Origin of the sequence: Dolichospermum sp. UHCC 0315A (assembly GCF_008121535.1) — a bacterium.
GTDB lineage: Bacteria > Cyanobacteriota > Cyanobacteriia > Cyanobacteriales > Nostocaceae > Dolichospermum > Dolichospermum lemmermannii.
The window spans coordinates 3,071,904-3,096,263 of the sequence record NZ_CP043056.1 but is presented as its reverse complement, the minus strand read 5'-3'; the positions used below and the strand labels follow the sequence as shown (position 1 = coordinate 3,096,263).

Annotated in this window: 24 protein-coding genes; 9 read left to right on the top strand and 15 right to left on the bottom strand. The window is 38.4% G+C overall.

All coding sequences use genetic code 11. The features are described 5' to 3' along the window. Positions 1 to 464 precede the first annotated feature (464 nt). Together BMF77_RS15045 and dnaK are read right to left on the bottom strand one after the other, a co-directional pair. Positions 465 to 1,463, bottom strand: a complete 999-nt coding sequence (locus BMF77_RS15045) for a DnaJ C-terminal domain-containing protein (RefSeq protein ID WP_148763862.1) — start codon at positions 1,461 to 1,463, stop codon at positions 465 to 467. A 632-nt stretch (positions 1,464 to 2,095) separates the two neighbouring features. Then, on the bottom strand, positions 2,096 to 4,156 hold the full coding sequence (gene dnaK / locus BMF77_RS15035; RefSeq protein ID WP_148763860.1) for a molecular chaperone DnaK: 2,061 nt from the start codon (positions 4,154 to 4,156) through the stop codon (positions 2,096 to 2,098). A 452-nt stretch (positions 4,157 to 4,608) separates the two neighbouring features. Between dnaK and BMF77_RS15030 the strand changes: the two genes are divergently transcribed. Then, positions 4,609 to 5,169, top strand: coding sequence for a hypothetical protein (locus BMF77_RS15030; RefSeq protein WP_148763858.1), 561 nt, complete (start codon positions 4,609 to 4,611; stop codon positions 5,167 to 5,169). 180 nt (positions 5,170 to 5,349) lie between these two features. On the opposite strand, the gene BMF77_RS15025 is transcribed toward BMF77_RS15030, so the two are convergent. The 7 genes from BMF77_RS15025 to BMF77_RS14995 all read right to left on the bottom strand — a co-directional run bounded on the left by BMF77_RS15025 (position 5,350) and on the right by BMF77_RS14995 (position 11,630). Beyond that, positions 5,350 to 5,574, bottom strand: a complete 225-nt coding sequence (locus BMF77_RS15025) for a type II toxin-antitoxin system HicA family toxin (RefSeq protein ID WP_015083363.1) — start codon at positions 5,572 to 5,574, stop codon at positions 5,350 to 5,352. A 2-nt stretch (positions 5,575 to 5,576) separates the two neighbouring features. Beyond that, positions 5,577 to 5,783 (bottom strand): type II toxin-antitoxin system HicB family antitoxin, encoded by a 207-nt coding sequence (locus BMF77_RS15020; RefSeq protein WP_137906973.1) that lies wholly within the window; start codon positions 5,781 to 5,783, stop codon positions 5,577 to 5,579. A gap of 109 nt (positions 5,784 to 5,892) precedes the next feature. After that, entirely contained in the window at positions 5,893 to 6,609 is a 717-nt protein-coding gene (fabG, locus tag BMF77_RS15015) for a 3-oxoacyl-ACP reductase FabG (RefSeq protein ID WP_148763856.1), read from the bottom strand. Between the two features lie 167 nt (positions 6,610 to 6,776). Further along, positions 6,777 to 7,094 carry a thioredoxin gene (gene trxA, locus BMF77_RS15010; protein WP_148763854.1) on the bottom strand — a complete coding sequence of 106 codons (318 nt, stop codon included), beginning with the start codon at positions 7,092 to 7,094 and terminating at the stop codon, positions 6,777 to 6,779. Between the two features lie 236 nt (positions 7,095 to 7,330). After that, positions 7,331 to 8,626 carry a dihydrolipoamide acetyltransferase family protein gene (locus BMF77_RS15005; protein WP_148763852.1) on the bottom strand — a complete coding sequence of 432 codons (1,296 nt, stop codon included), beginning with the start codon at positions 8,624 to 8,626 and terminating at the stop codon, positions 7,331 to 7,333. 405 nt (positions 8,627 to 9,031) lie between these two features. Further along, positions 9,032 to 9,481 carry a YlqD family protein gene (locus tag BMF77_RS15000; RefSeq protein ID WP_148763850.1) on the bottom strand — a complete coding sequence of 150 codons (450 nt, stop codon included), beginning with the start codon at positions 9,479 to 9,481 and terminating at the stop codon, positions 9,032 to 9,034. Positions 9,482 to 9,665: 184 nt separating this feature from the next. Beyond that, complete coding sequence (locus tag BMF77_RS14995) at positions 9,666 to 11,630, bottom strand: long-chain fatty acid--CoA ligase (protein WP_148763848.1); 1,965 nt, start codon at positions 11,628 to 11,630, stop codon at positions 9,666 to 9,668. Between the two features lie 337 nt (positions 11,631 to 11,967). Here BMF77_RS14995 and BMF77_RS14990 point away from each other — a divergent pair, with 337 nt between their 5' ends. Beyond that, entirely contained in the window at positions 11,968 to 12,204 is a 237-nt protein-coding gene (locus BMF77_RS14990) for a hypothetical protein (RefSeq protein WP_148763846.1), read from the top strand. 493 nt (positions 12,205 to 12,697) lie between these two features. On the opposite strand, the gene recQ is transcribed toward BMF77_RS14990, so the two are convergent. Continuing rightward, a complete protein-coding gene (gene recQ / locus BMF77_RS14985; RefSeq protein WP_148763844.1) occupies positions 12,698 to 14,887 on the bottom strand; it encodes a DNA helicase RecQ in 2,190 nt (729 codons plus the stop codon). 5 nt (positions 14,888 to 14,892) lie between these two features. Here recQ and BMF77_RS26770 point away from each other — a divergent pair, with 5 nt between their 5' ends. The 5 genes from BMF77_RS26770 to BMF77_RS14965 all read left to right on the top strand — a co-directional run bounded on the left by BMF77_RS26770 (position 14,893) and on the right by BMF77_RS14965 (position 19,211). Further along, positions 14,893 to 15,051, top strand: a complete 159-nt coding sequence (locus tag BMF77_RS26770) for a hypothetical protein (RefSeq protein WP_168204441.1) — start codon at positions 14,893 to 14,895, stop codon at positions 15,049 to 15,051. A gap of 162 nt (positions 15,052 to 15,213) precedes the next feature. Continuing rightward, positions 15,214 to 15,723 (top strand): DUF29 family protein, encoded by a 510-nt coding sequence (locus tag BMF77_RS14980; protein WP_039201419.1) that lies wholly within the window; start codon positions 15,214 to 15,216, stop codon positions 15,721 to 15,723. A gap of 315 nt (positions 15,724 to 16,038) precedes the next feature. Beyond that, complete coding sequence (locus BMF77_RS14975) at positions 16,039 to 18,129, top strand: AAA family ATPase (RefSeq protein WP_148763842.1); 2,091 nt, start codon at positions 16,039 to 16,041, stop codon at positions 18,127 to 18,129. Beyond that, positions 18,126 to 18,749, top strand: a complete 624-nt coding sequence (locus BMF77_RS14970; RefSeq protein WP_148763840.1) for a hypothetical protein — start codon at positions 18,126 to 18,128, stop codon at positions 18,747 to 18,749. Before BMF77_RS14975 ends, BMF77_RS14970 begins: the two co-directional genes overlap by 4 nt. A 177-nt stretch (positions 18,750 to 18,926) precedes the next feature. Continuing rightward, positions 18,927 to 19,211 (top strand): DUF427 domain-containing protein, encoded by a 285-nt coding sequence (locus BMF77_RS14965; protein WP_148763838.1) that lies wholly within the window; start codon positions 18,927 to 18,929, stop codon positions 19,209 to 19,211. Between the two features lie 62 nt (positions 19,212 to 19,273). On the opposite strand, the gene BMF77_RS14960 is transcribed toward BMF77_RS14965, so the two are convergent. The 4 genes from BMF77_RS14960 to BMF77_RS14945 all read right to left on the bottom strand — a co-directional run bounded on the left by BMF77_RS14960 (position 19,274) and on the right by BMF77_RS14945 (position 21,356). Continuing rightward, positions 19,274 to 19,708: a molybdopterin-binding protein gene (locus BMF77_RS14960; RefSeq protein ID WP_148763836.1), complete on the bottom strand. Its 435-nt coding sequence runs from the start codon at positions 19,706 to 19,708 to the stop codon at positions 19,274 to 19,276. Between the two features lie 114 nt (positions 19,709 to 19,822). Continuing rightward, complete coding sequence (gene hisA / locus BMF77_RS14955) at positions 19,823 to 20,596, bottom strand: 1-(5-phosphoribosyl)-5-[(5-phosphoribosylamino)methylideneamino]imidazole-4-carboxamide isomerase (protein WP_148763834.1); 774 nt, start codon at positions 20,594 to 20,596, stop codon at positions 19,823 to 19,825. 113 nt (positions 20,597 to 20,709) lie between these two features. Then, a complete protein-coding gene (locus tag BMF77_RS14950; protein WP_015083350.1) occupies positions 20,710 to 21,024 on the bottom strand; it encodes a DUF3593 domain-containing protein in 315 nt (104 codons plus the stop codon). Then, positions 21,021 to 21,356 carry a DUF2499 domain-containing protein gene (locus BMF77_RS14945; protein ID WP_015083349.1) on the bottom strand — a complete coding sequence of 112 codons (336 nt, stop codon included), beginning with the start codon at positions 21,354 to 21,356 and terminating at the stop codon, positions 21,021 to 21,023. Before BMF77_RS14945 ends, BMF77_RS14950 begins: the two co-directional genes overlap by 4 nt. A gap of 26 nt (positions 21,357 to 21,382) precedes the next feature. Here BMF77_RS14945 and csaB point away from each other — a divergent pair, with 26 nt between their 5' ends. Further along, positions 21,383 to 22,429, top strand: coding sequence for a polysaccharide pyruvyl transferase CsaB (gene csaB / locus BMF77_RS14940; protein ID WP_148763832.1), 1,047 nt, complete (start codon positions 21,383 to 21,385; stop codon positions 22,427 to 22,429). Positions 22,430 to 22,720: 291 nt separating this feature from the next. Beyond that, entirely contained in the window at positions 22,721 to 23,272 is a 552-nt protein-coding gene (locus BMF77_RS14935) for a ferritin-like domain-containing protein (RefSeq protein WP_015083347.1), read from the top strand. A gap of 124 nt (positions 23,273 to 23,396) precedes the next feature. On the opposite strand, the gene BMF77_RS14930 is transcribed toward BMF77_RS14935, so the two are convergent. Beyond that, positions 23,397 to 24,074 (bottom strand): fasciclin domain-containing protein, encoded by a 678-nt coding sequence (locus BMF77_RS14930; protein WP_148763830.1) that lies wholly within the window; start codon positions 24,072 to 24,074, stop codon positions 23,397 to 23,399. Between the last annotated feature and the right edge of the window lie 286 nt (positions 24,075 to 24,360).

Genomic DNA, 24,360 nt, shown 5'->3' with positions numbered 1-24,360 from the left:
ACATTCTTCTATTTCTCCCAGAAGCTTGCCGTAATTACTACAGATATATAAGTTGATTTATCAACATTATTAATAGTTTAATTATACAATTTGACTCATTGATTTTATTAATGAGTTTAAGTTTTAATGCTGTTTTTAAGTTTATTTCTAGAAGGATATAAGTTATGATTAAGTCTTGATAGACTAACAATAAAATTATATTATATTTTTTGCCAGAAACCACCCTTATTCTTTATTGCTTCTTATTGAGAATATATTTGAACCAACTTTCCTATCTAAAATTTATTTTTTTATAGATAAATGTATTTTTTTACTCCTTTTTCATCAATTTACCTCCGTAATCACCGTTTGTGACAGTCAAGGGTGCGGAATGTGGGTTATAAATATAAACATTTACGTTGTTCTTAATTGTCCGATAGATCCCCGACTTCTTAAAGAAGTCGGGGATCTAGATATTTTGATTTTTAATTCAATAAATCAGCGCGAGGTTTAAAGGTTTCTATTTCTCGCAATTTTTCATAAAGTTCTCGTTCTTGAGGACTAATATTTTTGGGAGTTACTATCTGAATTTCCACTAATTGATCACCACGTTGACCAGTTTCGCCAGGGTAGCCTTTATTACCAAGACGGAATCTTTGCCCAGACCTGACACCTGGGGGAATAGTCATTTTCACTGGACCATCAAGGGTAGGTGCTTCGACTTGTCCGCCTAAAGTTGCTTCACTGGGAGTTACAGGAACTTGACAGAAGATATTAATGCCTTCTAACTTAAACAAAGGATGAGGATCAACGGTAATTTTTAAGTATAAATCACCACCACTAATTCCCTGATTTCGCAAGCGGATAGTTTGCCCTGTTACCATAGCTGGGGGCATAGTCACTTCGAGAGAACGTCCATCTTCTAAACGGATTCTTTCGTTACCACCTTGATAAGCTTTTTCTAAAGGTAAGGTTAATCTAGCTTCGATATCCCGACGGGTGGCACGGGGTGGCGGGGTATTAACCGTATATGCAACTTTGGTTCTGGGACTGCGAAAGGGGTCGCTAGTGCTGGTGCTTCCGGGACTACTTTTGGGATCTTTGCGATTGCTGACACCAATTACTTGATTAACAAAACTTTCAAAATCGTTAAATTGGCTGGGGTCTACTTCTTGACTAGAACGAGCGTTAGCGCGGTTATCCCAACCTTTTGGCTTGGGAGTTTGTTTATTGCCAGCAAAGCCGTTTTGTTGCCAATAGCGGCTAAATTGGTCATATTGCGATCGCCTGCTAGAATCAGAAAGGATTTCGTAAGCCTCACCAATGGTTTTAAATTTCTCCTCAGCTTCCTTATTCCCCGGATTAAGATCAGGGTGATATTGTCTAGCTAAACGCCGATAAACCTTCTTGATTTCTTCACTGGTGGCATCTTTAGAAACCCCTAAAATTTCGTAATAATCCCGAAAGTTCTGCAAATTTTGCATAATCTGTTAAATGTTAGTTGTCAGTAGGGGCGAAGCATTTGGAAGATAAATTATCGGTCATTGCCAAAAGTAGTTCTCCAAATGCTTCGCCCGTACAGTTGTCAGTTGTCAGTTGAAGCATTTGGAAGATAAATTATCGGTCATTGCCAAAAATAGTTCTCCAAATGCTTCGCCCGTACAGTGGTCAGTTGTCAGTTGAAGCATTTGGAAGATAAATTATCGGTCATTGCCAAAAATAGTTCTCCAAATGCTTCGCCCGTACAGTGGTCAGTTGTCAGTTGTGCTTCTACTTATGACTGACCCTGCAAATCAAATATTGGGAAAGATTTTTGAATGTAGATCAAATATAGTTAATCTAAAATCTAAAATCGAATTACGAACGAACTGAAAAAAACCGTAGACGCGGAGCGGCTTCTCGAAGAGTAATACAGCAGATTTCGCTCTCATGAGGTACAAACTTGAATTATGAAACTCTTGTAGTGCGGGCATCTTGCCCGCTGGATATGTACCTTATAACACCGAAAAGTGCTGTATGTAACGAAAAGTAAAATCGCCCAAACCCTCTTCACTCTTGCCTCTTGCCTCTTGCCTCTTGCCTAGTGCCATAACGACGATTTTCAATGCTAACCTACTTATAACCAATCATCGTCATCATCCCAGTTATCCTGATAGCTAGGGCGTTTGCTGCGAGTGGGACGAGTTTCATAATTAGGAGAACGATTTTGATTTTCCCTGCCATAGTCCCTGTTAACACCTCGGTTAGATGAATCTCGTTGGCGATAGTTATCTCTGTAAACATCCCTTGGCGGTTCTTTTTCTTTTTCACCCACAAAGATTTCCCGGATAGCACCAAATAAATCTTCATCTTCATCCTCAGCATAATACTGACGGACTTCTCTATTCAGTTCATACAGAGCATCTTGTAAATCAGCATAAGCCTGATCAATACCGCGATCTTCGTCAGCTTGTAAACTTTCTCGTAAATTCCGGCAAATATTATCAATGCGTTGACGACGGTTGCGGGCAAATTGCATTCCCATTTCCAAAGCTACTTCTCGCAGTTGTCGTTCTGCTTGTAACATTAAGGCTTCGGCGCGGGTACGTTTTTCAACTCGTTCTTTCCGTTCTCTATCAACACTGGCATATTTTTGAGCATCCTCAATCATGCGGTTAACTTCTGACTCACTTAAAGTAGAAGCGCCTTGAATAGTAATGCTTTGTTCTCTGCCAGTAGTTCGATCTAGGGCTGTTACCTGTAAAATCCCATTAGCATCAATATCAAAAGATACTTGCACTTGGGGAATACCCCTGGGTGCGGGAGGAATGCCATAGAGTTTAAACCGTCCTAATGATTTGTTATCTGTGGCCATGTCCCTTTCACCTTGGACAATATTGATTTCTACGCTATTTTGGTTATTTTCAGAAGTAGAAAAGATGTCAGAACGACGGACTGGGATAGTTGTATTGCGGGGGATGAGTTTTTTCATCACACCACCGATGGTTTCTAAGCCCATAGATAGAGGTGTGACATCTAAGAGGAGAACATCTTTAAGTTCCCCAGCCAGAATACTGCCCTGAATGGCTGCACCCACAGCAACGACTTCATCAGGATTGACGTTTTCGTTGGGTTCAATGCCAATTAAGTCTTGAACTAGCTGTTTCACCATGGGCATTCTCGTAGAACCACCAACTAATACGACTTCTTCAATATCTACAGGAGAAACTCCGGCATCTTTTAACGCCCGCTTAACTGGTGTTCTGATTCTACTCAATAAGTCTACACATAAACCTTCAAATTGCGATCGCGTCAGCCGAGTTTCTAGGTGTTTTGGACCGTCCTCCGTGGCGGTGATGAAGGGTAAATTAATATCGGTGACACTAACCGCCGAAAGTTCAATTTTCGCCTTTTCTGCGGCTTCCATTAACCGTTGCAAAGCTTGGCGATCGCGTCTTAAATCTACACCTTCTGCTTCTAAAAACTGTTCCGCTAACCAATCAACTACTTTTCGATCAAAATCATTACCACCGAGTTGAGTATCTCCACTGGTAGCTTTTACCTCAAATACGCCATCACCCACATCTAGTAGAGACACATCAAAAGTTCCCCCACCCAAATCAAACACGAGAATAGTTTCTGTGTAACCTCGATCTAATCCGTAAGCTAAAGATGCGGCTGTGGGTTCATTGAGAATGCGTAACACATCTAACCCCGCAATTCTGCCCGCGTCACGGGTAGCTTGGCGTTGGGAATCATTAAAATAAGCCGGAACAGTAATCACAGCCCCGGTAACAGGTTCACCCAAATAACGACTAGCATCATCAGCTAATTTTTTCAGCACCATAGCCGAAATTTCTTCTGGGGAAAATTCCTTATTCAGCCGGGGACAGGCAACTTTAATATTGCCAATTTCATCTTTGCGGATAGTGTAAGGAACACGCTTAGAATCCGGGTTTAATTCCCCATATTTGCGCCCAATGAAGCGTTTCACGGCAAAAAAGGTATTTTGGGGATTAAGGACGGTTTGCCGTCTGGCCATTTGCCCCACAACCCTTTCCCCTTCTTTACTAAAGCCAACGACGGAGGGGGTTGTTCGCATTCCTTCTGCATTGGCAATCACCACCGGCTTGCCACCCTCCATGACGGCGACTACTGAGTTGGTTGTACCCAAGTCGATGCCAACTACCTTGCCCATGCGTTACTCGTCTCCTGTTGCGTGTTTTGTAAATTTATTATGATATGATAATACTGCTTTTAGCTTGGTGCTAAATCAGGTCAACAATCCAATTGCAATAGTCATTAAATCAGAAATATCCAATGATAACAGCATTGCTACTTGCTACAGGATAGCATTTAGAAAGAGGTAAGAGGTAAGAGGCAAGAGGCAAGAGGCAATTAGACTTCACTTGCGATTACGATTATGGCTTCTGATGGACTGGGATCTCGTAATTATCTCGCAAACTGTCATGAATTTTCACCCAAGTTCCGTCTCTGCGCCAGTTGAATTAATAAAAAAAGTGAAATGATAAGAAAAGTTAAAAATTTCAAATAAATATAGTACGTATAATTCGCAGTGTTGTGTGTGTGATATAAAGTCAATTATGGGTTTTCAGAATCCACCAAACAACTCGTCTGAATATTGCTAGTATGATGAAATTTACTCTATCTCGTCTTTTGCCTTTAGTTGTTGGTAGTGCTGCTGCTAGTGTCCTTGCTAGTATGTCTCCTGCTAAGGCGGTTGTATTAACAGTCAACAATGTGGATTACCATGTGGAATCTGTGACCAGTAATTACTTGGTTGCTGCGAATCGGCTTAAAACGCAGCGTTGGTGGCAAAACGAGAACCTTGCAAGAGCTTTTGCTGATGCCAGCAGAAACGTACCGAATTTTACGCAGGATGTAGATAAATCGACTCTCTTCGAACCTCTACGCCTGAAGTATTCTCCCTTTTTTCTTTTTACCGACTTAATGCCTCTCCCTAATAATTTACATGCTGCTGCTTTTAATTACTTCGACATTAAGGTGGAGGTTGCGGACGGTCCATCCGATGCAGTTGTAACATACGCTGTTGAAAGTGTCCCCTGGGAATTTTCCGGGGGTACCATTCCTGCGGCAGTCGGCGTTCTACTCTTGGCTGCAAGATGGAAAGCTAGAAAAAGCATAGCATCAAAAACCCGCACTGCCAACCCTGATGTAGCGGTTCCCTAGGTGGACAATTGTTGGGGTGACGCTTTGTGTTTAGACCTGACCTTGGGCGTACTGCTATTGCTAATGCCTAAACTCGTCAAAAACCGACTACCCCAACTACATTCTTCTTGTTTCTTTTTTGGTGGGTTATATCGCTTGCAAAAGCATTTGTAGCGTTTACAAGCGATATAAACCATATATTTAAACATTGGCAATAAATTCTTCTACTGTTAACCCAGCAGTTCGTATTAGTCCGCGTAAAGTCCCTTTTGCCACTTCATGATGATCAGGAACAGACAACGTTACCATTTCACCTTCTTTGACCAAAATTATATGACTTGCGCTTTGGCGTGCAAATCGCCAGCCCAGCTTTTCAAAAGTGCGAACTACTTCTTGTCCACTCAGAACAGGTAATTTTGATGCCATAACTATACTAAGACTTCTACTTGTTTAGTTTCAATAGTCAATGGCAAGCCAATCTCTGCCCTCACTTGTAAGCAAGCAGAAATCGCATCTTGAATATTCTCTAAAGCCTCTTCTTTTGTCGCTCCCTGACTAATGCAACCAGGAATACTAGGACATTCAATAATCCAGACACCATCTTCATCTCGATCAATCGTGACATTGAATTTCATACTAAGTTGTAGTTAAGTAATACCTGTATTTTAGCTTTGAAAATTTCGATTATTAATCTTAATGGAAGATTACCGCAGATTCTCGAAAAAAGTCAATTGCTGGTGTATTTCACAAATTGCCATAAACGGGAATTGCTGCACCACGGACATCTTTAGCGGCTTCTGAGGCTAAAAAACAGATAACTTGGGCGATAGATTCAGGTTTTACCCATTTATCAGCGATTTCTGCGGGTGTACCTACTCTGTTAGCGGGGGTATCAATGACACTGGGGAGAATGGTATTAGCAGTAATATTAGTATTTTTGGTTTCATCGGCGATTCCTACGGAGCGCTTCGCTATCGCTTTTGTTAAGGCTATCACTCCAGCTTTGGCCGCAGAATAAGCCGCTAATTGTCCTGCTGGTTCAGCACCAGCGCGAGAACTGACGGTAACAATCCGCCCATAGCCGTTTTCTAACATACTTTTGAGGCTATATTTGCAAGTCAAAAAAGTTGTATTTAAGTTGATATCTATTTCCTGTTTCCAATCATAAAAGCTGTATTCGTGAGTTTTTCCTTTAGAAAATCCACCAACTAAATGAATTAACACATCTACTTTTGTCATGCGGCTGACAAGTTTTTCTACTGAGGCTTCATCTTCTAAATTAGCAGGAATAAAATGAATTCTGGCAAAATCCGCCGGGGAAATAATTCCTTTGAGACGTTCTACATCTTTAGGACTACGATAAGGAATAGTTACATCTGCACCTTGGGCTATAACTGCGGGTGTTACACCCAAACCTAGTCCCCCTGTGCCACCTGTAAGTAAAACTTGTTTGCCTTTCATAAAAAGATGCACTCCTTGGATCTTCTTTATTTAAGATAGCGCGAATTTTATGATCTTGATTTTGTTTCGCGCAAAGGCACAAAGGAGCAAAGGCGCAAAGGAAGAAATACACTGAAAGTTGCTGTTATAGAGACGCGGAATTTTGCATCTCTATTTTAAAACCCTATTTAAAGTTGTGGTTGTAGATGTTGTACTAACTGTGCGGCTTGCATAACACCTTCAATTTTATCTACTGGCTTTCCTTGTTTAAATAGTACCAAGGTTGGTAAAGCGGCAATGCCATACTGACTGGCTAATTCTTTATACTTTTCTGTGTCAATCTTCACAATCCGTAATCTATCTTTCAGTTCAAGGTTGACTTTTTCTAAAATGGGTACCATCATTTGACAAGGACCACACCAGTCAGCATAAAAGTCTACTAACACGGGGACATCTGAACCACAAAGCATTTCTTCAAAGCTGTTGAATTGTTTTTTAGTTGCCATAATACACACCAACTTTTTAATTAATCGTTTGTTTTAATGTTAGTTCTTAGAATCTGGAATTTGTATATGTTTATATTTTTTATAGAACCCCGACTTCTCCAAGAAGTCGGGAATCTAGGTATTAGTACAGCACTGCGTAAATAAACCAACCATTCTCAATCGCCAAAAAGCTTGTTCAATCTTACTTTTGACTTTTGACTTTTGACTTTTGACTTCCGCTTTGCGGTATTAGTCTCTTACATTGTCAAAGATTGGGGATTGGTTTCAATCAACTTCGCTAAGTCTTGCAAGAATCCGGCAGCATCAGCGCCGTAAATAATGCGATGATCACAGGTAATAGTCACTTGCATTTGTTGACGCACACCAAATAATCCATCAGGTGTGGCAACTACTTGGGGACGTGATGCACCAATGGCTAAAATAGAACCTTGTCCGGGGGGTAAAATGGCATCAAAGGTATCTACACCAAACATTCCTAAGTTGGAAAGTGTAAAAGTACCGCTGTTATATTCTACTGGTTGTAGTTGTTTAGCTCTAGCGCGTTCTACTAAAGATTTCCAATTGCGAGATAAAGAGTAGATATCAACTGCATCTGCATTTTGTAAAACGGGTGTGATTAAACCACCATCATCCATGGCTACGGCGACAGAAACGTTAATATTAGGGTGATTGACAATTCCTTGATCTGAGTAGCTGGCATTAAGGATGGGGTGTTTTTGTAATGTTATGGCTACAGCTTTGGCTAATAGCGCGGTCATTGTCACACCTTTAGACTTAATTTGTTTGTAAAGTTTATCGAGTCCATCGGTGCTAATTGTGTAACTGACACGGAACACAGGTACAGATAAACTGGCTACCATGCCCCGAACTACGGCATTTTGTAAGGTTGTGAATGGTACTACTTGACCAGGAACGGCACTACTAACTACTGGTGTGGCAACAGGTGCAGGTGCAGCTACGGGTGCGGGTGCGGCTACAGGTGTAGGTGCGGGAGTGACAACGGGGGTAGTAACGGGTTGAACTTTACCGACTGCCACTTCTATATCTTCCGCCACAATACGACCGTAGGGACCACTACCTGTGAGGGTATTTAAATCAACTTTGAGTTCTTTGGCTAGTTTGCGAGCGCGGGGTGAAACTACGACTCTGCCGGGTTCATGGTTAGAACCATTTTGAGATGGGGTGGCAGGGGCGGCAATTGCGGCAACGGGTACGGGTATGGGGGCAGGTGTGGAGGGGGCAGCAGCACCGTCTGCGTTGGCTAAGGACTGGGCTGTGGCTATTTCTGCTTCTGTTTCGGCTATGTAAGCGATCGCTGCGCCGACTGGGGCAGTTTCACCGGCGGGAACAATGATATGGGCAAGATATCCTTCATAGAAGGTTTCCACGTCCATATCAGCTTTATCTGATTCGACAACCACCACTGTTTCGCCTTTCTCCACTTTATCTCCAGGCGACTTGACCCAGGAGACAATTTTGCCTTCGGTCATGGTGGAACTCAGCGCCGGCATAAATACTTCGTTAATGCTCATGATATGGTGGTTTCAGAATCAATTATATATGGACTTCAATCTACGAATTTTAACAGTTTTGTGATCAAGTGGGTGATTTTTTGGAAAAATCAGATGATTGATAACTATCTGTTTTTTTGCACAAAACACAACCGATTACTTGATTGTCAGCGGTTTTGGAGAGTTGAATAGATTTTTATGATAAGATAGTTCTTCCTTATCGAGTTCATGATAACAAATTCAAAGTCATTTGTCAACTCCCTTAATTATTAATTTCCCCCCTACTCAGGGTGGTGGTTAAGCGTAATGCTGATTGGTGTCAACTTCATGGATAAGCTTGTAACTGTAGAGGCAGAGCCTCTGTGATAGCATTCCCAGTCAGAGACTGGGAACGAGATATGCTAAACTTCTACTTCAGTGCTAATGTTAGATGTCTCCGCGAATTTCTTCGACAATACCATCACGGAGGACAACTTCAACCTGCATTTTACTAATCAAATTATCACCTAGTTCAATCCGGAAAAAGCTTTCCATTTGAAATTGATTAACTTCTTGATCTAATTCCAATAATTGTACTTGCTGGAGGTTTTGCAGCATTTGGTTTTTCTGCTCTAGAAGTTCACTTTTCTTTTGACTGACTTGCAGTTGAATGTTGTCAATTTGTTGGAGTGTTTGGGGTCCTGGTGGTTGCACACTCTGTTTTTGAATGGCGCTAACTGCTCTTTGTCCTTCAACGTCTAATTGTTGCAGTTGTTGGTCAACTTGATTAATTTGACCTTGTAGTTGCTGTTGTACTTCCTCTTTCCAGAGACTAGTAACTATGGCTTTGACATTAATCGGGCGTTTTAAAAGCAATTGAGGGTTGGAAACATCCATAAAAATTGTCCGTTCACTCTTAAATAGTTTGTAGTTTGGGGGAAGTCAGGAGTCAGGAGTCAGGAGTCAGGAGTCAGGAGAAAAAAAGAAAGAAAAAAAGAAGAATTTTCTTCCCATTCCCCTCTGCGGGGCTGCTTCCCTATATCTCCATTAAGTTCTGAAAGATTATCTGCGATTTAGGGAATTATTTGGCAAACATTGCGTTAATAATATCGCAATATCGGGACATGACAACGTGACGACGGATTTTGAGCGTTTGTGTCATGAGTCCATTTTCAATTGAGAATTGTTCCTCAATGAGTTTGAACGGTCCAACACGATCATCGGCTCGGTAGCTGGGACGGTTTTGAACTTCCCGATTTAATTCCTGACGAAACAAATCCTGGACTATTTTACTCTCTAAGTCAATTTTTTGACTATTATTTTGAGTTTCTGCCCATTTTTCTAAGGCTTCTAGGTTGGGAACAATCAAAGCACCAATACTCCGTTGATCTTGCCCTACTAACATGATTTGGTCAATATAGGGTGATCTTAAACAAGCATCTTCTATGGGCTGGGGTTCGATGTTTTCACCGTTGGTTAAGACAATGGTGTCTTTGGCTCTACCTGTTAATACTAGGTCATTTTCAGGAGTTACCCAACCTAAATCACCGCTATCAAACCAACCTTCTGTGTCTATGGCTTTGGTTGTGGCTTCGGGATTTTGATAATAGCCCTGCATGATTTGTGGCCCTTTGAGCAGGACTAAACCCCGTTCTCCCACTGGTAGAGGTTGACGAGTCTCAGGATTGACAATTTTCACTTCTGTACCGGGAATGGGTTGTCCTGAAGAACCCCGTAAATTTCGCCAAGGACGACGAGCATTAGTTACTGGTGAGGTTTCTGTTAAACCATAACCTTGTAAAATTTCCACCCCAACAATTTCAAAAAAGTTATCTATATATGCAGGTAGCGCCCCACCACCGCTAATAACGTGCTTAATTTTTCCACCTGTGGCTTCTCGCACTTTGGCATAAACTAATTTTTCACCGAGTGCATGGAATAATAATAAACCCAATTCTGTTATTTTGGCTTGGGAACGTTCAATAAATGAAGCGTGAATGTGATTTAAACTCAATCCCTGGCAAATACGCCGTGCTTCAATATATTTCTGGCTCGTTTCTAGTAAGAACTTGACTAAACTTTGTTTTTTGGCTGGTTGTTCGCGGAATTGCTTTTGCACTCCTTCATAAATTGATTCCCATAGTCGAGGAACAGCAATCATGTAATTGGGTTTAAATTTCTTTAAATCCCCTTTCACAGAACGCAAATTAGTGTAAATTTGGGTACAACCTTGAGAAAGTAGGAAATATTCTCCACTGCGTTCATAACTATGCCATGTGGGCAAAATACTGAGGGCAATATCTCCTTTTTTGGGTTGTACTACTGTTCCTAAGTTTTTAACTTGGTGCAGCAAATTTTTGTGAGATAGCATCACACCCTTGGGTTTTCCCGTAGTACCAGAGGTATAAATTAGGGTTGCTAAACTTTCGCTGCTTTGTTTGGTAGCTATTAAAGTGTTGTTACTACCAATATCTAATAATTGGGAAAAGTTCACCACTGGAAAATTACGTTCTGTGGGTGGTGCTTCATCAGAAAGGAGAACTACCAGCTTAATCGGTAATTCATTTAAGCTTTCTCCTAACTTATTTAGAGTTTTGAGATCCTCAATTACTAAGGCGGTACTGCCACTATGGGAAATAATATAGAGTAATTCTTCTCGTTCTGCTTGGGCGCTACGGACTGCATTTACCGCTCCAGCGGTCATTATACCTTGGTCGGCAATAAACCAGCGGGGACTGTTGTCAGCAATGAGGGAAACCCGTTCACCATAGGGAAGAGTGTCGCTATTGTTTATATTGATGCCTAATGTCTGTAAACCAGCCGCAAATTGTTGAATTTGCCCTGACAACTGACTATAGGTAATTTTTACTTCTGGTTTGGAGTGGGGGTTATGCAGGGCAACAATATTACCAAATTTCCTGGCAGCTAAAGTCCAAATTTCTGGGAGTGACTCGACGTTTGTGTAATCTACTAAACTCTGTAATGCCAGGCTTTCCCGCTCAGAAATGTTAGCTAAGAAAGAAGTTGCAGATTGGGTTTTTGTCATAGATGCTGATGTTAAATTTAAATTGGTGATTTTTTCAATTTAATATAACGGTATTTAATAGACATCTGGTGAAAATTAAATATGCGTGACTTACAACCCTTGTAGAGACGTTCCATGGAACGTCTCTACATTCTTTTCTGGAGATGTCTAATACGTTAAAAGCACATTGTTGATCACAATTACTGAATTATCACCGTTCCATATATAAAAATCTATGCTAAACTGATTTTATATAAACTAAATACTATGGTTGAGTCTTAGGACATTGCCATATATTTTAGTTTTAGTCAAACTGTGTTCATGTAATTTCATTTGGGGGTGATTCCCTATAGATTTGATGGATGTATTATTGCTCACCGTCATCAATGCTGGGGCTTGTTTGGCTTTGCCTAGGCTGCTATCTATGGTTTTGGTTCGTAAACCTCAACAATCTCAACCATTTGCCCTTACTCCTAGTTGCAAATCCGCCAAAATGGAAATGACCAGTTTCCCATATTGTACAGCCTACGGATTAACTGGTAGTCAATCTTGTAAATTTAGTCCGGATTTTTGTTCCCAATGTTCTCCTAATTAAAGAGAATATTAGCGAATAATAGCAATCCTCAATTATTTGTGAATATATTTATTTTCTTCTCTGCGCTATTCATACAGCACTTCCTGGTGTTATGAGGTACATATCTAGCGGGCAAGACTTGTACTGAGCTTGTCGATAGCGCAGCGTGGCGTTAGCCATAGTATGCCCGCACTACAAGAGTTTCATGATTCAACTTTGTCCCTCATAAGAGCGGAAACCGCTGTAATTCTCGGTAAAAACATCAATTTTCACAAATCAGACAGGATTGCTATACATAACAGGGAATAGAAAAGTTGCAAGTATTTAATTTACTTATGCAATGTCAAAGACATTCAAAAATTCAAAAATGGTGTTTAGAATGCAAAATCAAGATGTAGTTATCACAGGGAGAGTTATTTATGAGTTTAATTGATGGTCTATTTTTAACAATATTGAATGCGGCTATTTGTTTGGTTTTACCAAAGCTGCTATCTCTGGCTTTATCTGCAAAAAACTAAAAATCAATATCATCTTTAATGGTTTTTTGTTTTTCTCTGCGCCATTTTGCTCTAACTAAACGAATTTCGTCAAAACTGTAGCTTTCACCTAAATTTTCCCGAATGGGTGTGAGGGCAATATCACCAACAATTTCTAAAACGTTCCAGATTTTCTTTTGGCGTTCTAAGGGGACTAATTTACTTAAATCTACAGGTTGTTTTTTCTCAATTAAATTGGAGATATGATTGATAATTGTGGCAGTTTTAACGTTGCGTTGTTTAGCGATGTTTTCAATACTCAAACCCTGATTATATAATTCCAATGTTGTTAATTCTGTATCAGAAGGTGAGTGAGAATGAGGTGAGGAACTAACTCGATTAATAGTCTTTTCTTGTAACCCTTGTTCTTGGCGGTATTTTTGAATTTCTGCTAAGAATCTTTCGCCATATTGAGATAATTTATGACTACCAACCCCGGAAAGATTGCCAAATTCATCTAAGGTTTTTGGTTGGCTTTGTGCCATTAATTTGAGGGTAGAATCATGGAAGATGACGTAGGGTGGTACTGCTTGTTCGTCTGCGAGTTTTTTCCGAAGTGATCGCAATTTTTGCATTAAAACTTCTACATCTGCCGCCTTGACGCTTCTTTCCTCCCAAGTAGTTTTCTTCGCTATGGGAACAGCAATAGAAACTGGGCGTTGTTTTCGCATCACTTCCCAACTCAAAGCATTAAGTTTTAAAATTGAATGGCCGTCATTAGTTTGTTCTACTAAACCTTGATGTAAAAGCGATCTGCCTAACATTCGCCATTCATCTACTGTTTTATCTTTGCCAATTCCGTAGGTAGAAAGTTGATCATGTTTATTAACAATAATTCTCTGATTTTTTGAACCTCGCAAAACATCAATAATATGTAGCATTCCAAATCTTTCTTTACATCTAGCCACACAAGATAAAAACTTCATGGCTTCAATTGTCCAATCTTGGACAGGTTTGGGATAAAGACAATTATCACAATTTCCACAATTTCCGGGAAATCTTTCGCCAAAATAACTTAATTGAATTGTGCGTCTACAGTCTGTCCCTTCCGCATAATCAATTACCTGTCTTAGTTGCTGTTTAGCTATTAATTGTTCTTGAGGATCGGTTTTTTTATTAATACTCCATTCAATAGTTTTAATATCACCATAATTAAAAAATAATGTACATTTAGAAGGCTCATCATCTCTACCGGCTCGTCCTGATTCTTGATAATAACCTTCTAAATTCCGGGGTAAATCGTAATGAACTACAAACCGCACATCGGGTTTATTAATCCCCATCCCAAAAGCAACCGTAGCCACCATTACCCGCACATCATCCCGAATAAACCGAGTTTGATTTTCTGACCTTTCATCATCACTTAAACCAGCATGATAGGGTAAAACGGAAACCTTATCATCTTGGAGTTTTAAAGTTAGTGCATCAACTTTTTTGCGAGTTAAACAATAAATAATTCCTGAACCTTCATTTTCTCTAACTATTTCTAATAATTCAGCGTAAGCACTTTTGCTTTTATTGCGGACTTCATAATAAAGATTTTGGCGGTTAAAACTAGTAATGTGAATACTTGGTTGTTTTAATCTTAACTGTTCGATAATATCAGCCCTGACTCTATCTGTGGCGGTAGCAGTCAGCGCAACAATGGGAACATGAGGATAACGTTTTCGGAGTAATCTTAATTGCCGATATTCTGGGCGGAAATCATGTCCCCATTCTGAGACACAATGGGCTTCGTCAATGGCAAATGTGAAAATCCCGACTTTTTCTTTAACTACATCTAAAACAGCAAGAAATCTTGGACTAATAAGGCGTTCTGGGGCAACATAAAGTAATTTTATTTTACCATCCATAATCTTTTTTTCACGTTCGCAAACTTCTTCATAGTCAACACTACTATTAAGAAATGTGGCAGAAATGTTATTATTTTTCAGTGCTTCTACTTGATCTTGCATTAAAGCTATCAATGGTGATACTACCACTGTTAAACCACGTTTCAAAAGTACCGGCAATTGAAAGCACAAAGATTTACCCCCACCTGTGGGCATGACTACCATTAAATCACGATTTTCTAAGGCATCTTCGATAATTTGCCTTTGTCCAGGGCGAAATTGATCATAACCAAAGTGATGTTTTAAGGCTTTTTCTAAGTGGGGGTACTGAAGCATGGTAGATGGCTGCTGCGTGTCTGAGTTGTGATGAATATATTAGAATTTTAACGCACGTTGGGGAATTGGTAGAGGGAACGCTAGAATTTATAGATAGGAAAATGTCAGAATCAGGTGGTTATCGAGCGACTTGTACTGAGCGAAGTCGAAGTAAGTCGAGATAATATCCAGGATTAAAGGATGAACAGGATAAAAATAGGGATTTTATGACTGATTACCTATTACCCATTCCCAGTCTTAGCTAGATATCTAGCAATTTGGGTTATTATAGAACATCAAAACTACAAGATCAACTAATGTCTGCAACTAGGTAGAATAAAATAACTATGACGCAAGAATTAATGGAGTTAAGACAAACTATATTAGAAGGGCGTTATGATGATGCCTTGGAAATTCTTGATGATTTGGAGGAGATGAGCAAACAGGGAACTTTGCGAAAAATAGAAGCTTTTTTAGTGAGGTTGGTTATTCATCTGATTAAAAATCAAATTGAACAGCGTTTAACTAATTCTTGGATTGCTTCAATTTCTGATTCTGTGATTCAAATTGCCAAATTGAATATTAAAGATAATCAAAAATCTTATTATATTAAATCTGATGAATGGGGTGAATATTTAGCAGAAGCTGTAGAAATGGCAATTCGTCCCGCTAGTGCGGAGATTTTTGGCGGAACGTTAAAACCAAGTCAAGTTTCTCAAAGATTACAAGGAAAAGAATTAATTGATTTTGCGGAAAATCTTTTGTTGTTAACTTATGAATATCAACCTAAAGAGTTAGCAAAGATGATTGATAATTATTTAGCAGAATTACCAGGAGGTGAAGATTGGTTTGAATAATTTTGGTAAAACTAAGTTGTTTGAGTATAATGAAGTAATGAATAACCAACTTGGCGTAGATATATGCTTTTTTTGTCTTCGTGATGATAAGATATTGGATGAACGAACCACGAAGGAGCGAAGGTAGCGAAGAAAGAAGAGTTTTAGAGAGTTTTTGCGTTAGTTTTGGTAAATTGTCTTTGTTGGAAATTTTTTGTCATAGACTAGGTAAGCTAGTTTTAAAAATTACCCAGAGTTTTGTATTTTGCTATCTTGTGAAAGGATTTAACCTGTAATTTCTTCAGATTAACTTAAAAAAGTGAACCGGATAAACTCATGTTTATTAGTATTGACCAGATTAGAGAGTCTCTTAAATATTTGGAAAAGGTAGATTCTTTTTGGGGAATTACTTTTTTAAAATTTAAACAATTACAATTACCCGTAGAGAATACTATTAAAATAGATCTAGATTCAGAAATTAAAGATTTTGTAAAAAACTACTATAAACCCTGTAAGGAATCAGAATTTTCTTATAGATGTTTCCGTTTATCAAAAAATCAAAAAAGATGGGTGAAACTTAACCGATATATAAATTCTATTACAGAAAATATTCATAAAAAAACATTTAAAGAAGCATTAATTGATAAAATAAATCAAGAAAAATGGGGATGGAAATATAACTATATTGAAATTTTAAAATCTTGTTTATCTGAATATGATAATCAACTAATTTCTGCTTTTCATTTAGCTGTTTGGCTATATCGTGAAAAAGATTGGCCAGCTAAAACAACAGCAGAAGATATCATTCATAATTTTAAAGTTGATTTTTTGTTAAACAAAAAAGAAATAAATCAATTATTTGATATTTCTATCCGTCAAAATATCAATACAAACCAGCTTTTTCAAGAAAAAATAGTTTGTTGGGAAGAATTAAAAGATATTATTGGCGAACCTCTAGATATTCCACTTAAAAAGTATAGTTTAATTTATTTAGGAGAGCCAAAATTTATATTAAAAGAAAAACTTATTTCAACCTCCCCAAATATCAATATAATCGATATTTCTGAAGATAAATTATGGCTAGGGGAAGAATTAAAAACTGTTATTGGTAAACCTCCAGATATTCTACCGGAAGAAGGTGCTTTAACTTATTTAGAAATACAAGGTGTAGGGGCTGCAAAAAAACTTTGTTTTGAACCAGCAGAACGACTGAGCTTAATTACAGGTGATAATGGACTGGGTAAAACTTTTTTACTAGAATGTGCTTGGTGGGCTTTAACTGGACAATGGGCAAATTTACCAGCATATCCAACGCAAACTGCAAGTGAAGATGAACCTGTAATTACATTTAAAATTTCTGGAGATTCTGAATCTGATACAGAGAGTATTTCTTATGATTGGCAACTTCAAAGATGGAATGAAATTAAAAATCGCTCAACTATTCCAGGTCTTTTAATTTATGCCAGAGTAGATGGTTCTTTTGCCGTATGGGACACAGCAAAACAATATTTATCATCTTCTTCACGGATTAGAAATATTGAGAAAAAACCACTTCCTTTTGTGTTTACAAAAGATGAGTTATGGAATGGTCAAAAAGATGAAAATGGTAATACTTTTATTAATGGATTATTACAAGATTGGATTCAATGGCAAAGTAGACCAGATAAATATCCATTTAACACTTTAGTAAAAGTATTAGAACGTTTATCACCTCCCTCTGAAGGAGATTTAGGAATTTTGAAACCGGGAGAACCTGTCAGACTTCCTTATGATGCTAGAGAAATTCCCACCATAGAACATCCTTATGGAACTGTTCCCATAATTCATGCTTCCGCAGGGGTACAGCGGATAATTACAATGGCTTATTTGATAGTTTGGGCTTATGAAGAACATAAAATACAATCAAAACTTATCCGCATAGAACCACAGAAGAGAATGGTTATTTTAGTGGATGAATTAGAAGCACATCTTCACCCCCAATGGCAAAGGGCTATTTTACCCGCTTTATTAGATGTGAGAGATGATTTAGCATCTGATTTACAAGTGCAAATTATGGTTGCTACTCATTCTCCTTTAGTTATGGCATCTGTAGAACCTAGATTTGATCAAAGAGTTGATAAGCTATTTAGTCTAGAACTGGTGAAAAGCGATTTATTAGGTAATGAAGTCCAAATTGAAGAACTTCCTTTTATTCGTCAAGGTGTGGTAGATTCTTGGTTAATGTCTGATGTTTTTAAATTGCGTCATGCTCGTTCTTTGGAAGCAGAAAAGGCTATAGAAGCAGCGAAAGTTTTACAATTATCAGATAATCCCAATTCGGAAGATGTGGCAAGAGTATCAAATGATTTGGCAAGGTATTTATCAGAAGATGATAGATTTTGGCCAAGGTGGGTTTATTTTGCAGAACAGCATGGGGTAGATTTGTGATTCCTATTAAACCCCAGCCTGAACCTGATGATTTTGACGAAAAAGTTAGAAAAGAAGGTAAATATTTTTTAAGTAAAGTTCCTAATCCTAAAACAAAAGATTGGAAAAACCGTGATTATTGGCGGAGATCATTGCGTGATTTATATGATGCTTGTAATCATATTTGTGCATATTCAGCACAATGGATTCCTTATGACACAGGTAGCCCAGCAGTTGATCATTTTATTCCCAAAACAGTTAAACCTGAACTAGCCTATGAATGGGATAATTTTCGCCTTATTTGCTCAAAAATTAACACTAATAAAGGAATAAAAAAAGAGATTATAGATCCTTTTTTCTTACCGGCAGATAGTTTTATTCTTGATTTTCCTTCTATGCTTATTAAACCTAATTCTAATCTTTTAGAACCACTAAAAGAAAGAGTAGTTTATACAATTAAAGAACTAAAACTTAATGAAGAAACGTGGAAATTGGGGCGTTCAGATAAGCTAATAGACTATTGTAACCAAGTGTATCCCTTCGACTATTTAAAAAGAAGATATCCCTTTATTGCTTATGAATTAGAACGTCAAGGGTTAGTAGAAGTAGACAAGATAGCAAAAATTATGGGGGTGAGATAGTTTATATTTAAAAACATTGTTAGTTTTTATATGTTTAATAAAACTTAATTGATTAATGTATTATTTGTGATTTGTGAATGGAAATAAATTACAGTAGAAAAAATATTTCAGAACTTATGAGTACAAATTCTCAATTTAAATGTCACAATATAAATTGTTAACTTTTTTTAAACTCAAATCATGAAAGCAATTTGGAATGGCGCTATTTTAGCCGAAAGCAATAATACCGTAGTTGTGGAAGGAAATCATTATTTCCCTGCTGACTCTATCAAGAAAGAATATTTTCAAGACAGTAGCACTCACAGCACTTGTCCCTGGAAAGGAGTTGCTAGTTACTACAGTGTTGAAGTTGACGGACAAGTTAATAAAGATGCTGCTTGGTATTATCCTAGCACTAAGGAAAAAGCTAAAAATATCGAAGGTTATGTTGCTTTCTGGAAAGGTGTAAAAATCGAAGCTTAGTAAACAAAAAGATTCCCGACTTCTTAAAGAAGTCGGGAATCTAAGTTCCAAAAACAGTATTTCTAATCTTTAGCAATCACAATATCATTAGATTTAATCACAGCATAGGCTTCTGTACCTTCAGATAATTCTAATTCTTCAGCGGAAACTCTAGTAATCATGGAAGTTAACTCAACTTTGTGAACAATTTCTAGAGTTATTTCTGTATTTACACTTCCAGTTGTGACTCGTTTCACTACTCCTTTCAAAACATTACGCGAACTCACTTTTAATGCTTTTTTGGGACTAACAATTTCAAATTCAGGATGCTTAGTTTCTGCTTTTTCCTGTGAAGTTGATAATGATATGGACGGTGATGAATATTTATTAAGTCCCCGCACTAATTCCCGCAAAATCTCAGTTTTAGTCCGCTGGGAGTTTTGACAAAATTCTTCTAATATCTTGCGTTCTTCTTCAGATGTTTGAAATGTCACCCAACCCTGGTCTTTTCTTGGCATAAAATTACTAATTTATTGAGTAAATATAATCCTAATACAATACTAGCAATAATCAATACAATCAAGGGCGCAGACCCTGCGCCCCTACAGGTTTCTCTATATTGCTAATTCATTTTAAGCAATGCTAGAAATACCGAAATCTGGTGGTATATCTTGCAGTCTTCCCGGACCAATAGCTTGTAATCCTTCTTTGAGGAGAATATCACCAGTATACAAGGCTTTACCAACTATCACACCTGTTACCCCTTGGGGTTCTAAAGCTAATAAACTTAACAAATCGGTGACGGAACTTACGCCACCGGAAGCAATTACGGGTATGGAAATTGCCGCTGCGAGTTCTCGTAATGCGTCTAAATTGGGTCCTTGTAGTGTGCCGTCACGGTTGATATCAGTGTAAATGATGGCTGCTGCACCTAATTCTTGCATTTGTACTGCTAGTTGGGTGGCTAATACTGTTGATGTTTCTAACCAACCACGAGTTGCAACTAAGCCGTTACGGGCATCTATGCCAATAATAATTTGTTGGGGAAATTCTTGACAGAGTTCTTGGACTAGCTGGGGTTGTTCAACGGCGACAGTTCCCAGAATTGCCCAATTTACTCCCAGATTAAATAATTGTACAACACTGGAGCGATCGCGCAATCCGCCCCCAACTTCAATGGGTATATCAAGATTATTTCTAATGGCTTCAATAGCTGCTAAGTTGACGATTTTTCCAGCTTTTGCGCCGTCTAAATCAACTAAATGTAGTCTTGTCGCGCCTTGGTCTGCCCACATTTTCGCTACTTCAACGGGGTTTTCGCTGAATACTTGCGATCGCTCGTAGTCTCCTTTATATAGTCGCACACAGCGACCTTCTAGTAAATCAATTGCGGGGATGACTTCCATAATTGGTAATTGGTAATTGGTAATTGGTAATTGGTAATTGGTAATTGGTAATTGGTAATTGGTAATTGGTAATTGGTAATTGGTAATTGGTAATTGGTAATTGGTAATTCTTTCTATTCCCTGTTTCCTGTTCCCTGTTCCCTGTTCCCTAATTCCTGTACTGCTTGGCGAAAACCTAAGACTAGTAAGATGTTAGCAAGGGTTAAAAAAACTTCGGCACTGCCATGTAACCAGTCTACGTTGGCTAGTTGTTCTCCGTACTGGACTTTGGCGTAAATGGCGGCGGGGATGGTGATGGCGACAAATACCAATGTGCCGTAAAATCCATATAGGGCTAAACGTGGCATTTGTGGACTGCGGCTAATAAACCACAAGAAACCCAGATAGGGAAAGAGAGAAAGGGCAAAGAGGGTTTCTTTTGATATCATTGTTCTGATTTGATAGATTGTGTCTCAATGGGGCTTGTAGACTTGGTAGAACGCCAAATTAGATAAGCTGCTGCCCAGAGAGTAAAGTTACCAACTAATGTCATGGTAGCTTGTAGGGTGACTAACCATTCTAATGATTCGGAATTGTCGAAATAATGCCAAGTACAAGCACACATTGCGCTAATTAAAGCTGGTAACATGGCAAAGGACAATCCCCACCAACTCCGATTTTCTGTAAGTTCACCGTATATCCAAATTAGCCAAATTGCGGCTATCCACTCAATGACGCTAGAAATATGAATTATCCAGGTGGGAATCGAAAGGGCGTGCATAATTAATCTAAAATCTAAAATTTAAAATGGGGAAAATGCGGGTTTTATTGTCTGGGTATTACGGTAAGGGTAATGGTGGTGATGAAGCTTTGTTAGCCACACTTCTGCAAATGCTACCACTTGATGTTACTCCTGTGGTGCTTTCTGGAAATCCTGAAGAAACTCATCGGCGTTATGGTGTGGAATGTTACAACCGCATGGCGATTTTCTCAGTCTTCAAGGCTTTGCGTTCTTGTGATGCTTTTGTTTGGGGTGGTGGTAGTTTAATTCAAGATGCTACCAGCAGCATTAGCCCTTTTTATTATGGCGGATTAATGGCTTTAGCTCAAGTTATGGGTTTGAAAACTGTGGCTTGGGGACAGGGTATAGGTCCTTTGTTGCATTTCCAAACTCGTTGGTTAGCAAAGGGGAATTTTGCAGGTTGTACTCAAGTGAGTGTGCGCGATCGCTCCAGTTCTCGGTTATTATCAGATTGGAGTATACCCCATATCCTTGCCCCTGACCCAGTTTGGGCGTTAGATTCAAAGCCAGTCCCAGAATTAGTAGATTTACCAAAACCCAGAATTGCAGTTACGTTAAGAAATCATCCTCAATTGACAGAAAACAGGTTAGCAAATTTAACTCAAGCTTTAGTTAATTTGCAGAAAGAAACCCAAGCTTTTATTTTATTATTGCCATTTCAAAAAAGTGAAGATCTAGGAATTGCGGAAAAAATTCATACTCAATTACCAGATGTGAGTAGAGTTATTTGTTCCGAAGATCCACAAATTTTAAAAGGTGTATTTCGCGGTGTGGAAATGTCCATAGGAATGCGTCTCCATAGTTTAATTATGGCAGCAAGTGAAGGTTCACGTTGTTTTGCATTGAGTTATGATCCCAAAGTTAACCGATTAATGGAAGATTTAGAAATACCTGGTTGGGATTTAAAGGATTTACCAGATGATATACATTTAATTAGTAAAAGTTGGATTAATTATTATTATCATGGTGAATCTTTGTCACCTCATAAAATTCAATCTTTAATAAATGGAGCTTTTTTACATCGGGATTTGTTGAAGGAAGCTTTAAAATGAAATTTCCTCAATAGCACTTAAGTAGTGGATACAGCAGCTTTCAGCAGTCTAAACTGTGATTCTTGTGATTTGGATGATTTGGATGATTTTGGGGATAAAAAACCCATTAATCATCTAAATCAAATTAATCACATAAATCATAGTTCAGACTTTTGTCTGATATTGTCACTGCAATCACAATTAAACTTCACACCCTTACTGTGTCTTTAGTAAGAAGAGAATTGGTCGGACTAGACGTAGGGTTAATGGAACGACTGTTAAAGGCAGCGAAATACCATTAGGAGAATCATCATGGTTTTAGTTAGCGAGCGTCCAGGGACGAAAAAAATCACCAGCTTACAACAGCAGTTTATCTATGAAATGAACATCATGTACGATGCTGAAAATCGCTTCTTAGAAGCCCAGCAAATGATGTGGCAATGTTGTCAAAATAGTAAATTGAAAGCTGTGATTGAGCCACATCTTCCAGAAACTGAACAGCATATCGAAAACCTGAAACAGGTTTTATCTATTTTAGGAGAGCAACCACAACGAATTACCTGTGATCTTGCGGTTGGTTTAATTAGTGAAGGTCAAAAATTTGCCCTTTTAGCTGCCGATAATCCCAAAATTATTGACTTAGGATTGGCAGAATGGCATAGTAAGATTGAACAATTGGAAATAGCTTGTTATCGTGGTTTAATTAAGGTAGCGGAACAAATGGGACAAAACCAAGTTGTCCAGTTGTTAGAGCAAAACTTACACCAAGAAGAACAGACAGCACAAAAGCTGGAACAGTTGATGATGCAGTTAGTTCAAGAAGCGAAGCAAACTGAAGCTAAGACTACTGCTAAAGCTCGTTAGTTTGATGGCTATTTCTTCAAAAAAGTCCAGTTTAAACTGAGTCTTTTCCCATGGTAAAATCCCCAGTTTTTGATAAATTCGGGGATTTTAACTTACGGATTTTGATCAATCAAATACTAAAAATCTATAAATCAGGAGGTAGAATCACTTTATCAATTGCATGAATAACACCATTCTTACCTTGGATATCTGCCTGAGTTACCTTGGCATCATTGACACTTACACCTGCTTTTGGATCAACTTTAACATTAATAGCACCCCCTTCTACGCTTTTTACTTCCCCAGATTTTAATTCAGTGGAGAGTACCTTACCTGGGACTACATGATAGGTTAAAATTTTCACCAATACTTCCTTATTTTCTGGCTTCAATAAATCCCTTAATGCGTCTGCTGGTAATTCTTTAAATCCTGCATCTGTGGGAGCAAAAATGGTAAAAAGACCATCTCCCTGTAAAGTATCTGTCAGTCCTGCTGCTGCTAAAGCTTTAATAAGGATTGTAAAAGATCCATTCTCATTGGCCAAAACTACTAAATTTTTAGTTGGTTTTGTTTCGGTTAGAGGTGCTGTTGGGGTGGGTTTAACAGTGGGAACTTCTGTTTCTGGCTGTGTGGGTGTGGTAACTGGTGCAGTTTCACTGGGCTTTTTACCACGATTGTAGAGCGGTTCGTTGAAAATACTTGGTCTGGAATTGGGATTGCGGACTTCTTTCGCTGGAGATGGGATAGTAGTCAAAAGACCGATACTCATTAATCCCATGATTGCAGTAATTTTGGTCAATAATTTGCTGTAATTAGCGTTCATAAATTTTGTTTGTATTGATTGCATATAAGTTATATCAAGATTTATCACATTCTGCCAACTAAAAAGGTTCTTGACTGAGGAACAGGATTTTTTGTAAAATTTTAGGTAAAGTTATCAAAGAATTTAGAAGTCGGTAGTCAGAAGTAGGAATATTATAATATCCAACAATTTCAACAATTTCAACAATTTTATGCTGTGAACTATTTTGAAGATCTCAAGTATCTGGAAAAATGCTCAATCAATTGACAGGCATAACAATCCGAGTCTAATTATCACACAAATTCGA